A 13,544-nucleotide genomic window follows, 5' to 3' on the forward strand; every position below is an offset into this window, starting at 1 on the left:
ATGCTTAGTAGATTTCATGCCTAATAGTCAAGGAAAATCCACATATTATTATGAATGGAAATGCTTTGACGAAAAAATAGGCATGGCCTAAGAATCTCCAGCTTCTACAAGCCGGAGAGGTTCAAACTGGAAGTAATGAATAACATTCAAAAAAAAAGAATAAATGACAATAACAGTCAACTCAAAATAAGAACTTTATAAAAAATTAAAAAAAAATTAAACAAAGATAATTCATAGAATTATCCTGTTTTAATAGATTATTCGTATTTTTCAATTAATGACTCACTAGAACCTACAACCAATAAACATACACCGTCTATAATTAAAAATGCTCCTATAATCACAGCAATTATAATCGGTTGTGATGCTAAAAATAGTGTAAGTGCAACGATTACAATACCTACAATTAAACCTGTTACTGAAAGAAGTTTATATGCAGCACCAGCAAGGTATGCTATTCCCAGTATTCCATAGAACATCATTAAGAATCCAATAATAAAGAATTGTAATGAGAAAAGGAACGGTAAAGCATTCAAGAAGAACATGAATATTATTCCGAATATTAATGAAATGATTCCAATCATTATGGATGAATACCTAAACATAGGACTTTCTGAAAAGACAATACCCATACCCAATGCGGACATACCGAAACATACCAAGGAAAAACCAATCAAAATAGAAAGGAATGCGGATGAAACTATTGGATAAAATACCAATAATAAACCTAAAATTATAAACAACACTCCCATAATTTTTTCCGTATTCATATTTTCACCTCCCAAAACTATAATTATTTATTAATTATATCGAATATGTTATTTATAATGTATATATATTTTAACATTTAATCCACCCAGTACAGAAAAAACTATTTTGTGAATATAGAGATAGGAAAAATCAGCAATCAAAAGCGATTTCAAATATTCCTATATAGTAACTGGTAAAAACAATCTTGCTGCTATAAGATTGTACGAAAAGTTAAATTATGAACTGATCGATAATTTTGGTCAGTTCAGAAATGATGATGCTGTCATCTGTATGAAAAAAGAATTCCAACAAGATTTTAAATAATTAAAAACCCTCTAAATTAACTTGGTTTGAACAGAATTGGAGGGAAATTCATGTATATACTCAAAAATATCCTCCTGTTTATAAAGCATTTGATGCTTTTGACATCTCTTTTTAATAATGCCTTTCAATTTTTTATAATTCCTACCGTAGATAAATTCACGGTCCTGAAACTCTTCAATGTATTTGTCCTTTAATCCCGGAAAATTTTCATCCAATTTCCTGTAAAAATATTCCCTATTGCCTTTTCTTAAGGACAATCCCATATCCAAATTCAATACTCCTTTAACGTTTTCATTAATGCAGCAGTCCAAAATGGAATTGATATTCTCCTCAGTATCATTGATATATGGCAATATGGGAGACAGCCAAACTACTGCAGGAATATTATTTTCATTTAATTTTTTAAGCACTTCCACCCTTCTTGACGTTGGACAGACATTCGGCTCAATTATTTTGCACAAGTTATCATCGGTCGTGGTTAATGTAATCTGAACAACAGCTTTTGTCTTTTCGTTGATTTTTTTAAGCAGGTCCAAATCGCGCAGAATCAAATCGGATTTTGTCAGACAGGAAAATCCATATCCATATCTGTAAATTAATTCCAGACACTTGCGAACGTGTTGTACTCTTTTTTCGATTGGAACATATGGGTCGGTCATTGCACCGGTTACCACCATAAATGGATTGCGTCTGATCAGTTCCTTTTTAAGCAGTTCAACTGCATTCTCTTTTACTTCAATATCTTCAAATTTATGGTCAAACTTATAGATTTCACTTCTGGAATCACAATAGATGCATCCATGGGTACAACCTCTGTAAAGGTTTATGCCGTAATCTGACGTGAAGATGCCCTTAGCTTTTACATAATGCATGATTTTAGTTTAGAGTTACTGTTATATAATATTCACTTAAAGAAGGTTTTTGAAGCTACAACTTCCACATGTTCATTTTATTCCTTTTGTCCTGATATCTGTTTGGATCCTGCACGCTGTCGACATCCTATTGGGAGAAAACAGACTGCATGAATCATTGGGATCTGTTTGGCCCTGTCCTTTAGTACATACTACTCCATTTGCAGCTCCCCTTATTTGAACATTAACCTGCCAGTATCTGCAGTTGAGGCAAACCCTGTCATAATCAATATCGCCAATTCTGATTCCATCTATTTCATACATTCAAATCACATCAGATAATAATTAACATTTAACCTACTTCAATTTCCAATCATTCAGGCCATCACAAGCCATGTTGACCTTAAGGGGAGTCAGGCTAGGACATTTTTCCACCAGCAATGCATATCCATCGCTTCCCTCTTCATATTCCCTGACAAGATCCGATGTAATCATTAGCAAATCATCACCTTCCTGATTTTCCTCCAGCGGATAGTTGAATAAATCCTCATTTTCCTTATTTGTATTGTCAATGACTTGTTTATCAAGCATCTTATGTGACAAATGGGTCATCATAACGTCTGGCGAATCATAATCTGAAGGCACATTCAAGTTAAACAAATCAACACCCTCTGGAAATCCGTCATTGATGATTTTTAAAACAAGGTCATGCAAAACCTTCTTTGCCAGGCTAAAGTCATAATCCATGTACCATTCACCATTTTCATCCTGTTTATATGCAGTTTTAGGATTAATGAACAGTGACGCTGCAATTGCAGGAATGCCTAAACTGACCGCTTCAAAAGCAGCGCAAACAGTACCTGAAGAGGTAACGTCACAGCTTATATTAACGCCCGAATTGATTCCTGCAATAACCAAATCCGGCTTTTCATCCATCACATACTTTGAGCCGACAATAACGCTGTCTGCGGGACTGCCTGAAACGGAATATGCCCGGCTTCCATCTTCAAGTTCACAGGATTTAAATTCCAAATGTTTGAATAAGGATATGCTCCGACCAACACCACTGTTATTCTTATCGGGAGCCACCACACAAACGTTTGCCAAATCCTCAACGGCCTGCTTTGCTGCCAGTATTCCTGGTGCGAAAACTCCATCATCATTAGATATTAAAATATTCATAATCGTCAAAACCTAACTGCTGTATGATTAATAATCTTGAACTTTTAGTTAAAAAATATTACTTATATCTAAAAAAATGAAATGAAATTTACCTCCCCGTCAATAGAAAAAAATACAGCAAATAGAACATTTGTTCAAAATATAAAAAATAAGTTATATTTCCCCTAAAATAATCTAAATTGAATATAATTTATCTGAAATCATGATTCTCTTTAAAATTCATATATAATGACGATTATTCAATATTTTCAGAACTATTTGGGAATTCTTACTGGAATTTAAAAAATAAGAAAAAAATAATTAGAAGAATATTCCAACTATTTTTTTAATGTGCTCCATTTACATTTCTCAAACCAGGTATCTTGTCGAAAATCCATAAGATCAATAGAGTAATTCCTAATATGACTATCAGCATTATAGGGAACCATGCTATTGGATTTCGAGAAAATATTGGAATATAATGTTTGCTGAACCATTTGAAGAAGAACAGCGGAGTATAATGAGCTAAATAAATACCATAGCTGAATGTACTTATGAAAAATATTATCTTGAACATGAACGTATCCTTGAAAAAGGAATAAACCTTATTTTTGATGGATCCCGGACTTTCAGCGCTGACCACTGCAAAATACCTTAAAAACATATATAATCCTGCAGACTGAAGCGCAATTATAATTGTTTCATATTGATAATAAACTAATTTATGTTTTAGATAACTCATTGAAACTGTATAATCTATCGAAATTAACGTAAATATCAGGAATACCGTTAAAGACAATGCAATCAGACTGCCATTCGATAACTTAAATTCCTTATTGGATATATAGTATCCCAAAACGAGATAACCCAGATATCCTGCAAAATTGGTAAGCTCCAAACTGTAGAACGGATACTGTCCTATCGTATTCAAGAACATTACAAATGCCCAAACCACTAAGAAATATTCGATACCTTTCATTCCATATTCCCTAATAAATGAATTTATAATTGGAATGAATAGATAAACTCCCAAAATCATCCAAACATACCAGTAGTCCTTAACAAACATGAGATATATGTTAGGCAGGGTTGCGGTTTGATTATCGAATAAAATCCTAATTCCTATTGTTACTACACTCTAAAATAAAAAAGGAATTAAAACTCTTGTGTATCTTCGTTTCAAAAAGTCTCCTAAGTCGTACTTTCTATTCAGTAGCAAAGCACCACTAATCATTAAAAATAATGGCACCCCCATATTACCAAAATCAGCTAAAGGAGCAACAGCGTGCATATAATATGTTCCGTGTGGTGCACTTTTAAAAAATGGCTTTGTTATATGTACTACAAGTACTAAAACGATTGCTAATGCTCTAATAAAATCTAAATAAAAAACTCTCTTTCTACCATTTACCATTTTATACATAGTATCACATTGAATTAAACATAACATATCTTCAATCAGAAAAAAGCTTATTTGAATCATGTTAAGTTAACTTAATTATAATTAAATCTATATTTCTTATCAAATTTAAACATTTAGATATCAATCAGTAAAATCCCATCAATAGCATTCTGAAAGTCTAAAAAAATGTTAATCTAGATTGATGAGAAGGTCTGAATATAATTTTAAAAAAAATAAAATTAAGAAGAATGCCTCCAAGTATTTTTTTAACTAAAATATTAAACATATTTTTTAAATTTAATTTTAAAATGATTTTTTTCAATAATTATATAATCAGCAAAATCAGATAAAAAAGTATTTTTTAACTAAAATACATAATATAAAATATATTATTAAATCGGATTGAATGTTATGAATATTGGGAGATTGATTGGCAATACGCCAATGATAAAGATTAACTATGAATATGAAGGAAAGCAAAGCAGCATTTACACCAAACTGGAATATTACAATTATTCAGGAAGCATAAAGGACAGAATTGCATTATATATTATCGAAACAGAAAGAAAAAATGGAAACTTAAAAAAAGACCAGGCCATCGTAGAGGTTACAAGCGGAAACACAGGCATATCATTCAGCGCCATCGGTGCACTTCTAGGCCATGATGTCCATATTTTCATGCCGGATTGGGTATCCTTGGAGAGAAGAAAACTGATTGAAATGTATGGCGCTCATGTTCACCTTATCTCCAAAGAAGAGGGCGGATTTAAAAAAGCCCTTGAACTTGCAGAAGATTTTGCAAAAGAGCACGATGCATACAGACCACTCCAATTTGATAATGAATTAAATGTAGAAGCGCAATACAAAACAACAGGTCAGGAAATCATTGATGCCGTTTCAAACATAAATGCCTTCGTCTCAGGTATAGGGACCGGAGGAACCCTAATGGGAATCGGAAAAAGACTAAAAGACAATGACCCGAACTCCAAAGTATTCGCCCTTGAACCGTCCACATTATCAATCCTTAAAATGGGCATGGAAGAGGGAAGCCATATGATTGAAGGTATCGGCGATGATTTTATTCCAGGAATTGTCAACGAAGATTTAATAGATGATATTGTACTGATTGATGATTTGGATGCCATCAACATGGCAAAAAAAATAGCCAAAGAGTTTGGTTTAGGCATAGGAATTTCCAGCGGAGCAAACTTCCTTGCAAGTGTTATAATGGATAATGATGATTACAAAATGGCTACTGTCTTTCCTGACGATAATAAAAAGTACATAACAACAAAATTGTCCGAAAAGATTGACAACAATCCTGAATTGCTTTCCAATAAAGTAAAGCTTATAGATTTTGAGGTAATCTAATTCCATTATGTAAATATCTTTAATATCAACCTATTAAATCTTGTTTAAGATAACATGCATATCAGAAAAGCAAAAATGGAAGACCTGAATACAATCATGGTCATTTACAAACAGGCACAGGATTTTATGATAGAATCAGGGAATCCGAATCAGTGGGGGCATTCCTATCCTAAAAAAGATTTGATTGAAGAGGACATTGAAAATGAAAGATGTCTTTTGGTCTGTAACGACAGTGGCCCGCATGGAGTTTTTGCATTTTTTAGGGGAATTGAACCGACTTACCAATATATCGAAGACGGCGAATGGCTGAATGATGATGAATATGTAACCATCCACAGGATTGCAGGTGACGGAAAAGCCAAAGGAATTTTCAAATCCGCTGTCGATTATTGCAAGGGCATTTCAAAAAACATCAGAATCGATACCCATGAAGACAACAAAATCATGCTGAATCTTATTGAAAAAAACGGATTTGAAAAATGTGGAAGGATTTATGTTGCTGACGGATCACCCAGAATCGCCTATCAATGGTTTGAAAAGTAATTATTAAAAGAATACTACAATCACATATAATTTGTTTTTTCTCTACAGTTGGGCCATAACCATAATCACCGCCATCTATGTTGATAACATGATAGTCAGTTCATTATAATGCTCACTTCCATCATAATTTCCAATTGAATCTGACCATTCGACAGGACATGAAATCTTATCATGACAAATATATTTAAATAAAATTGTAATGAAATATGTTATTAATTAAAATTGAAACCGTTACTTCAGGTTTTAAAGGGGAGAATATGAACAGAAAGTTTATTGCATTATTAATCCTACTATCTTTATTTTGCCTAACTTGTGTTAGCGCCCAGGACTTTGATAATAGCACTGTTGATTCAAGTTCAATCCCTGAAGATAATAATAAGTTGAAGGCATCCGTTGAACCTGAAGACAATATCGCATCACCCGAATCTGAAAACATTCTTGCAAATTCTAAAGTTTCAAGTGATAGCTCATCAGCTTTTTTAGTTTTAGATAATGATGCTGATAAAGAAAATATTCATGTTGGGGATTATGTCACATGGATTCTCAGTGTTGACAATTACGGGCCAGATAATGCAAAAAATGTAAAAGTACATAATCAGTTGCCCGAAGGAATGAAATATATCAAGCACAACACCACAAAAGGAACTTTCAATCCGAAAACAGGCATATGGAAAATCGGCACTGTTTTAAAAGATACACAAGAGTATTTGTTCATAACTGCATTGGCCATAACCACCGGTGAAAAAATCAACAAAGCAAATTTAACAACCGATTCCATAAATTTGAATAATAAAACTTTCGAAGAAGAAGAAATAGATGTTTTGGAAAATGAGGAGAACTCCGAAAAACATATTGTTGCTTCAAATACCTTAAAATCAACAGGAAATCCAATTTATCTAGTTTTGCTTTCCTTGTTTGGATGTTTAATGGCTTATGTGAAAAGACATTAAAAATGTATATTTTCTTATTTTTATTTGCGATTGCTGTTTTAAAATAATGTAATACACTATTTAATATTTATATCATTTTATCTTATATACTATCATGAAAGACTTATTTGATTATTGTGAATTTGGAGATTTGAAACTCAACAGCAGAATTGTGAGAACCGGTCTTTGGGAATCTGAAAGGGAAAAATCAGGAAACATGACACCTGAAATATACAACAGATATGAAAACATAGCTGCAAGCGGTGTCGGATTGATAATAACTGAACTGTATTCACTCTATCCCCGGGATGTCTTTTCCAAATATTCTAGCACAACCAATTACAGGCAGTTCGTTCGAGAAGCAAAAGACCTGACTGATCTTGTTCATGTATATGACGTTCCGATATTTGCCCAGTTAGGCCTTGTCCAGTACAATAAAAAGACAGAACAGAACATACCTGTTGATGATGTGTCTATCGAGGACATCAGAAAAATTCAAACCGATATGATAATGGCGGCTCAGAAATTCGACTATGCTGGATTTGACGGTATTCAATTAGGTCTTGGGAATTACTATTTCCTTTCAAGATTCATTAATCCTAATTTCAATTCACGTGAGGACAGATATGGGGGAAGCACATTAAATCGTTTGAAATTTGTTCTGGAGATAATTAAAGTCATAAAGGAAACTACCAAACTCCATGTTAATTGTCGGCTGAATGCCTTTGACGGAACAACCAACGGAATGACTCTTGATGAGACAATTGAAGTTGCAAAGATTCTGGAAAAATATGGTGCCGATTCACTTCAGATTACCCGTCCACGTTCACCTCAGTTTTTCACACGTGAAAATAAGGATAAAAATCCACTGATTGAAGCAACAGAAAAGATAATCAGAAATGTTGAAATTCCAGTGATTTTAGGTGGAGGGGCAGCAACACAAAATCAAATCAACAACATATTGAATGAAACAGATATTGAATTCATTTCCATGCAAAGGCCTTTTGTAGCAGATCCTAGTTTTTTAGTCGAATGGCAAATTGAAGGAAACGGCGAAACAAAATGTAAAACATGCAACAATTGCTATTGGAAAAAAACATCCACCTGCTTTATCAACAGGGCACCAAAATGGGACGTTGAATCAACAATTTCAAAGGAAAAATAAAAAAAAGTTATAGGAAAACCCTATATTACAAATCATAATGTATGTTATGAAGCTTGTAAAGACATACTGAACTGCTTGAAGGGAATGCATAAATCATATAGTCAAGCTCTTCAAGAGTTATTTTCTTGTTTATGATAAATGCAAACATGTTTGCAACATTTTCTGCATCGGCAGCATAAATTTCAGCACCTACAATGTTCAAGTCTCTGTCTACAATAACCTTTGCCTCGGCAGTCGTATCGTTTTTTAGTTCAAGGGAATATGAATTTCCATATCTGATTGTATGAACTTCATATTCATCACTTTTTTCTGCCACATATGCCGGAACACCGACAGTTGCTATTCTAGGGATTGTGTATGCGACAGCGGGAACAACAGGATATGTTATCTCTTCAGCTTCACCTAGCAATTCCTTTGCAAGATATTTTGAGTGATGTATTGCAACGGTCACCAGTTTCGCAACTCCTGTATCTGCAACATCCCCTGAAGCGTAGATGTTTGCAACATCTGTCTGCAGATGTCCGTTCACCTTAATACCCTGTTTAGTGTATGTCAAACCGACATTTTCAAGGCCTATGTCTTCAACGTTTGCTTCTCTTCCTATAGCTGCTACGACATAATCTCCAGTCAGGGTAAGTCCACTTTCACACTTTACTGTAAAGGCATTTTCATATGCTCTATTGTCTATTTTTGCTTCAGGATCCCTTAATTCAGCATCTGAATTCAATGCTTTATCCACATTCAATACTTTTGCTTGTGGATTGTCGATGACTACATTTTCATCCTTAATGACTTCACTTACCTGTTCATTGAAATGGAATCGGATGTTTTTCTCCTTTAAAATTTCAATTACCCTTTGAACATAAGGCTGGTGGAAGTATTTCAATGCCATATTACCCCTAATAATTACGTCAGCTTCAAGGCCAGCTTCAGCAAGAATTGATGCGAATTCCATTCCGACAAATCCTGCACCTATGATAATTGCATGTTTTGGAAGCTCGTCCATATCCAGATAATCAGTACTGTCATGCAGATATTCCTTTCCCTTAATGTCCGGAATTACCGGTTTCAGACCTGTGGCAATTACGATTTTTTCTGTTGTGAATGTCTCATCGCCAACCTTTACAGTATGCTCATCCATGATTACTCCTTTTCCATGGGCAACATCCAAATCATATTCATCAAATTTACCGTCCAGAAATGGAGCCATATTTGCGATACGTTTTCTTTTGAATTTCATTAAGGCCGGCCAGTCGACTTCGAAATTGCCTGCCTTTCCAACACCTTCGAAATTGTCCGCCAGAGCCTTGATTTCATATGGAGCATCAAGAAGAGCTTTTGAATTGCACCCTCTGTTTGCACATGTCCCACCATACAGGCTTTCTTCAACAATCAGTATTTTAAGTCCGGCTTTTCTTAGGAATCGGCCACCTTGCCAGGCTGCATTTCCACTTCCGATATAAATAACATCATAATCCATTTTTATTAACCTCTTATCTTAAAAATTTGTTTAAAATCATATAAATTATTATTCTATTCTTTAAAGATTGAATAAAATTAATTAAATGATGTAGATTAAGCTGAAAAATAATCTTTAATTTACATTAATCCACCATAATATTGATGATAGACTTCACCATTTTGATGATTGGACATCTGAAATTCATCTGATGATATGAAAATCTAAAATTATTAATCGAAAATATCAGACCAGAAAGTGTATTTTTGATTTGTCCAAATCTTCAAACCCATGAGGTTTAGGGATATCGTCACTATGACCCAATGCCATTATGCCAACAATCCTGTAATGTGAATCAATTTTCAGTATGTCCCTAACAATTTCTTCGGAATCCTTACCGTTTTTGCTTCTCAAGTGAATCTGAACCCAACAGCTTCCGATATCCAGTTCAGTTGCCATCAGATGCATATAAGTTAACGCAATTGATGAATCTTCAATCCATGTATCGGCAATTATGGGATCTCCAACAACGACAATTGCCTTATTGGCACCAGCTATCAGCTCAGCCCCATGGTCCTTTGATTGTGATAATTCCTTCAATGTTTCAGGTCTTTCAACAACCATGAAACTGCAGGGTTTCCTGTTCATGGAGCTGGGAGCTGAAAGTGCTGATTGAAGAATCAAATCAAGATCTTTTTTGGATATTTCCTTATCATTAAACTTGCGGGTGCTTCTCCTCTTTAACATCAATTCAAAAAGTGTCATGATTAAGAATATGATTTAATATGCTAAAAATATATCTATCTGTTTTCACAAATTCTTAGATAACTGTCATTAACGTTAAAATTGATTAAAATGAAAAATGATAAAGATTATCTCAATATTGATTTTAAAGAGAAAAATTCAAGTGACAATACCTACCAGACAACATTCAATATTCCAAAAACATCAAAAATAGAGCGTTTGATTGAGGATGAAAAGCTGGATGATGCATTATCTGAGATTAACAGAATTCTTGTAAACGACAAGGACTGCACAAATTGGAGTCTGAAAGGTATCATTTTAGATAAATCCGGAGAATATGAAAAAGCTGTTGAGTGCTTTGATAATGCATTAGAGCTTAATGATTCTGATGAAATAAAATCAAACAAGGCAAATTCATTATATAACTGGGCAAAAATAACATTTTTTCCTGAAGGCAACTACGATAAGGCATTGAACTTGATTGATGATGCTTTAAATACACTTCCCAACAGTGAAGATTCATCGGAATTTCATTTTTTAAAGGCTGAAATTCTAGAAGCCCTGAACGAGCTTGTCGAATCCTACAAATCATACCTTATTGCTCACGGACAATTCGATAGACTAAATGAATTTGAAAGCCAGTGCGAATATCTCAACAATGCAGAAGATATTATCATATCAATTGTAGGATGCAGTTTTTATAATTTCACACCTGAAAGAGGCATCATTATAGATTTGGTTAAGGATTTGGAAAATGAACATGACCCTGATGCAATAGCTGCAGTCAAGGACAACGAAATTGTAGGTTACGTTGCAAATAGCCCCCACACACTGATTGACGAGGTCAAAAGCGCAAGCGACATCAAAAATTCAATTAAAGATAATCAGAAAGCAGAAATTTTATTTGATTTTTTAGGAGAATATACTATTGCAAAACTAATCTGACTTTTCTTTTTTCAATTCTTCCACTTCACTTTCCAGCTCGTCCACCCTGTCGATGAATCCGTCGAGAGTATTTTCCATTTCATTGATTCTAAACTCTTCATAGGTGATTGTGTTGCCTTTTTCTTCTCGAATAATCATGATAAATAGTGCCATACCTAAAACTGATGCAAACAGCATTAAAGGATATATGTCTTGAGCAAACGGAAAAGAAATTGCTTTTGGAGTCAGCACCACAATCATCAGCATTTCAAAGCCTGTGAATAAAAACACCAGCAAAATAGAATGCAAACCCCTTAAGAATTTTTTGTCGTTCCAAACATATATCAAGCTACCGACAATTCCCGAAATAATTGTTGAAATAGCACATGGAAATGCTGTTACTCCTCCATGCATGAATCTGAATCCTCCAGCAATTATAGCGGAAGGAATTCCAACAAAAGGTCCTCCAATAAGACCTCCTATCATAATAATCAGACATCTTACATTGGCAGGAGCGCCATTGACATATACATGATATTTTGAAGCAATACATCCCAATATTGAAAATACAATCATGCAGAAGATTAGGTCTTTTTTTCGGGTATGCCCCTTCAGAACATTTTTAAATGGCTTTAATTTGGTTACGATAATCATAAATATGAGCATTACTGACAAAACCTTAAACATTTCCAAAAAAGGATTTATAATCGCTTCGGTATTTGCGGACCTGTTGAAATATGAAACAACCATACTCAATATTCCTATGATAATCAGATATCCTATCTCATAGATGGAACTGTCACCCAATTTTCTGAATAGGGGAAGCCTTGTGGAGATGAATCCCAAAATTATGATTGCAGAAATCATGGAAAGAATATTATTTATTGATGTAACGGAAATGAGAATATCACTATCATAGAGATAGTGTTTGATGAATGCGACATATAGAATGATATTGGAAATAAGCAACAATGAAAAAATGCCAATTATCTTCAAATGATTAATGGGAATCTTTTTTCGCCTATGTCTTCTCATTTAAAACACATCACATTCAACTAGTTTATTTTTTACAGATTGAATAATGCTATTTAATAATTTCAGTTACATTAACGGGTGTAACATTATTCAATTTATTGAATTCCATCAAATTGTTAAAAGTTTCACTGAAAGCGTTCTTGCTGTCCATAGGTTCCCAAGATTCAACAATGAAAGCATTACCGCTAACGTTGATTATTTCACATGAGCCTTGTTCTTTTAATGCAGTATCAACAAAAGTAAATGTGCTGTTTTTTGATTCATTTGCAGAATATCCGTATCCGGTATCATTTTTAAAATAATCTTTTCCGCTGTGGTTGGAATATGAAATTATAGCTAATGTTTGTTCAACATTGCCTTTGGAATCATACTTTATATACACTCCATCTCCAACATCCTTAAAGTCACCTGAAAACTTGAAGTCAGACACACCTTGGGCTGATACGAAACCCATTAAAAGGATAGTCAAAATTGAAAATATAATAATTTTTTTATACATTTAATAACACCTTATTACTATTTATCTTGATGGTGCAAGAATACCTCAACTTCTTTAAGTTAAGGAAGAAATTGCACAAAAGATTGCAATCTGAATATTGTTACCTTTCAGACGCTTCTTCTCTTTTTTTATATATTGTGTTTGATAATAATAATATTTTTTGTTCAATGAAAAAATTAAATAAATAGTTGTTCTTTCTATGACTTCAAAAGTTAATCTTACTTAACACATTAAAAACAATGAAAAATAATACCTAAAAATATGAATTTCCAATAATTCATGTATTTTGAGGATGTGACACGAAGTCAGTATTTTTTTAATTTTATTTTGTTTATTTTTTCTTTAATTTTATATACTATGAAGTACAATCTTTTATTATAGAGATTA

The 13,544-nt window shown here is 33.6% G+C and carries 13 protein-coding genes and 1 pseudogene; 5 read left to right on the forward strand and 9 right to left on the reverse strand.

What is annotated here, in order from left to right:
* Positions 1 to 257 precede the first annotated feature (257 nt).
* From QZV68_RS08650 to QZV68_RS08670, 5 genes and pseudogenes are all read right to left on the reverse strand, one after another.
* Positions 258 to 770, reverse strand: coding sequence for a DUF308 domain-containing protein (locus QZV68_RS08650; protein WP_296880570.1), 513 nt, complete (start codon positions 768 to 770; stop codon positions 258 to 260).
* 315 nt (positions 771 to 1,085) lie between these two features.
* Positions 1,086 to 1,946, reverse strand: coding sequence for a radical SAM protein (locus tag QZV68_RS08655; protein WP_296880573.1), 861 nt, complete (start codon positions 1,944 to 1,946; stop codon positions 1,086 to 1,088).
* Positions 1,947 to 2,018: 72 nt separating this feature from the next.
* Positions 2,019 to 2,249, reverse strand: coding sequence for a hypothetical protein (locus QZV68_RS08660; protein ID WP_296880579.1), 231 nt, complete (start codon positions 2,247 to 2,249; stop codon positions 2,019 to 2,021).
* A gap of 33 nt (positions 2,250 to 2,282) precedes the next feature.
* The gene (surE, locus tag QZV68_RS08665) at positions 2,283 to 3,107 is read right to left on the reverse strand and encodes a 5'/3'-nucleotidase SurE (protein ID WP_296880580.1); all 825 of its coding nucleotides are present in this window, start codon (positions 3,105 to 3,107) and stop codon (positions 2,283 to 2,285) included.
* Between the two features lie 325 nt (positions 3,108 to 3,432).
* Positions 3,433 to 4,569 (reverse strand): annotated as a pseudogene (locus QZV68_RS08670) (acyltransferase).
* 330 nt (positions 4,570 to 4,899) lie between these two features.
* On the opposite strand from QZV68_RS08670, the gene QZV68_RS08675 reads away from it, so the two are divergent.
* The 4 genes from QZV68_RS08675 (at position 4,900) to QZV68_RS08690 (ending at position 8,496) form a co-directional block, all read left to right on the forward strand.
* Positions 4,900 to 5,859, forward strand: a complete 960-nt coding sequence (locus tag QZV68_RS08675) for a PLP-dependent cysteine synthase family protein (protein ID WP_296880581.1) — start codon at positions 4,900 to 4,902, stop codon at positions 5,857 to 5,859.
* A gap of 54 nt (positions 5,860 to 5,913) precedes the next feature.
* The gene (locus QZV68_RS08680) at positions 5,914 to 6,402 is read left to right on the forward strand and encodes a hypothetical protein (RefSeq protein WP_296880582.1); all 489 of its coding nucleotides are present in this window, start codon (positions 5,914 to 5,916) and stop codon (positions 6,400 to 6,402) included.
* A 257-nt stretch (positions 6,403 to 6,659) separates the two neighbouring features.
* Positions 6,660 to 7,352, forward strand: coding sequence for a DUF11 domain-containing protein (locus QZV68_RS08685; RefSeq protein ID WP_296880583.1), 693 nt, complete (start codon positions 6,660 to 6,662; stop codon positions 7,350 to 7,352).
* Positions 7,353 to 7,446: 94 nt separating this feature from the next.
* Positions 7,447 to 8,496 carry an NADH-dependent flavin oxidoreductase gene (locus tag QZV68_RS08690; RefSeq protein ID WP_296880584.1) on the forward strand — a complete coding sequence of 350 codons (1,050 nt, stop codon included), beginning with the start codon at positions 7,447 to 7,449 and terminating at the stop codon, positions 8,494 to 8,496.
* Positions 8,497 to 8,521: 25 nt separating this feature from the next.
* On the opposite strand, the gene QZV68_RS08695 is transcribed toward QZV68_RS08690, so the two are convergent.
* On the reverse strand, positions 8,522 to 9,976 hold the full coding sequence (locus tag QZV68_RS08695; RefSeq protein WP_296880585.1) for an NAD(P)/FAD-dependent oxidoreductase: 1,455 nt from the start codon (positions 9,974 to 9,976) through the stop codon (positions 8,522 to 8,524).
* A 225-nt stretch (positions 9,977 to 10,201) separates the two neighbouring features.
* A complete protein-coding gene (locus QZV68_RS08700) occupies positions 10,202 to 10,702 on the reverse strand; it encodes a nitroreductase family protein (protein WP_296880586.1) in 501 nt (166 codons plus the stop codon).
* A 108-nt stretch (positions 10,703 to 10,810) separates the two neighbouring features.
* On the opposite strand from QZV68_RS08700, the gene QZV68_RS08705 reads away from it, so the two are divergent.
* Positions 10,811 to 11,644 carry a tetratricopeptide repeat protein gene (locus tag QZV68_RS08705; protein ID WP_296880587.1) on the forward strand — a complete coding sequence of 278 codons (834 nt, stop codon included), beginning with the start codon at positions 10,811 to 10,813 and terminating at the stop codon, positions 11,642 to 11,644.
* On the opposite strand, the gene QZV68_RS08710 is transcribed toward QZV68_RS08705, so the two are convergent.
* Both QZV68_RS08710 and QZV68_RS08715 read right to left on the reverse strand, forming a co-directional pair.
* Entirely contained in the window at positions 11,636 to 12,658 is a 1,023-nt protein-coding gene (locus QZV68_RS08710; RefSeq protein WP_296880589.1) for a LytS/YhcK type 5TM receptor domain-containing protein, read from the reverse strand. The two genes, QZV68_RS08705 and QZV68_RS08710, sit on opposite strands and share 9 nt — an antisense overlap.
* 49 nt (positions 12,659 to 12,707) lie before the next feature.
* The gene (locus tag QZV68_RS08715) at positions 12,708 to 13,157 is read right to left on the reverse strand and encodes a hypothetical protein (RefSeq protein WP_296880591.1); all 450 of its coding nucleotides are present in this window, start codon (positions 13,155 to 13,157) and stop codon (positions 12,708 to 12,710) included.
* Between the last annotated feature and the right edge of the window lie 387 nt (positions 13,158 to 13,544).

The organism is uncultured Methanobrevibacter sp., assembly GCF_902801725.1.
Classification (GTDB): Archaea; Methanobacteriota; Methanobacteria; order Methanobacteriales; family Methanobacteriaceae; genus Methanocatella.

What these genes read in the sequence shown, in the direction of transcription:
- QZV68_RS08710 (WP_296880589.1), bottom strand. Translation starts at nt 12,658, where the DNA reads ATGAGAAGACATAGGCGAAAAAAGATTCCCATTAATCATTTGAAGATA.
- surE (WP_296880580.1), bottom strand. Translation starts at nt 3,107, where the DNA reads ATGAATATTTTAATATCTAATGATGATGGAGTTTTCGCACCAGGAATA.
- QZV68_RS08700 (WP_296880586.1), bottom strand. Translation starts at nt 10,702, where the DNA reads ATGTTAAAGAGGAGAAGCACCCGCAAGTTTAATGATAAGGAAATATCC.
- QZV68_RS08655 (WP_296880573.1), bottom strand. Translation starts at nt 1,946, where the DNA reads ATGCATTATGTAAAAGCTAAGGGCATCTTCACGTCAGATTACGGCATA.
- QZV68_RS08685 (WP_296880583.1), top strand. Translation starts at nt 6,660, where the DNA reads ATGAACAGAAAGTTTATTGCATTATTAATCCTACTATCTTTATTTTGC.
- QZV68_RS08660 (WP_296880579.1), bottom strand. Translation starts at nt 2,249, where the DNA reads ATGTATGAAATAGATGGAATCAGAATTGGCGATATTGATTATGACAGG.
- QZV68_RS08690 (WP_296880584.1), top strand. Translation starts at nt 7,447, where the DNA reads ATGAAAGACTTATTTGATTATTGTGAATTTGGAGATTTGAAACTCAAC.
- QZV68_RS08705 (WP_296880587.1), top strand. Translation starts at nt 10,811, where the DNA reads ATGAAAAATGATAAAGATTATCTCAATATTGATTTTAAAGAGAAAAAT.
- QZV68_RS08680 (WP_296880582.1), top strand. Translation starts at nt 5,914, where the DNA reads ATGCATATCAGAAAAGCAAAAATGGAAGACCTGAATACAATCATGGTC.
- QZV68_RS08715 (WP_296880591.1), bottom strand. Translation starts at nt 13,157, where the DNA reads ATGTATAAAAAAATTATTATATTTTCAATTTTGACTATCCTTTTAATG.
- QZV68_RS08650 (WP_296880570.1), bottom strand. Translation starts at nt 770, where the DNA reads ATGAATACGGAAAAAATTATGGGAGTGTTGTTTATAATTTTAGGTTTA.
- QZV68_RS08675 (WP_296880581.1), top strand. Translation starts at nt 4,900, where the DNA reads ATGAATATTGGGAGATTGATTGGCAATACGCCAATGATAAAGATTAAC.
- QZV68_RS08695 (WP_296880585.1), bottom strand. Translation starts at nt 9,976, where the DNA reads ATGGATTATGATGTTATTTATATCGGAAGTGGAAATGCAGCCTGGCAA.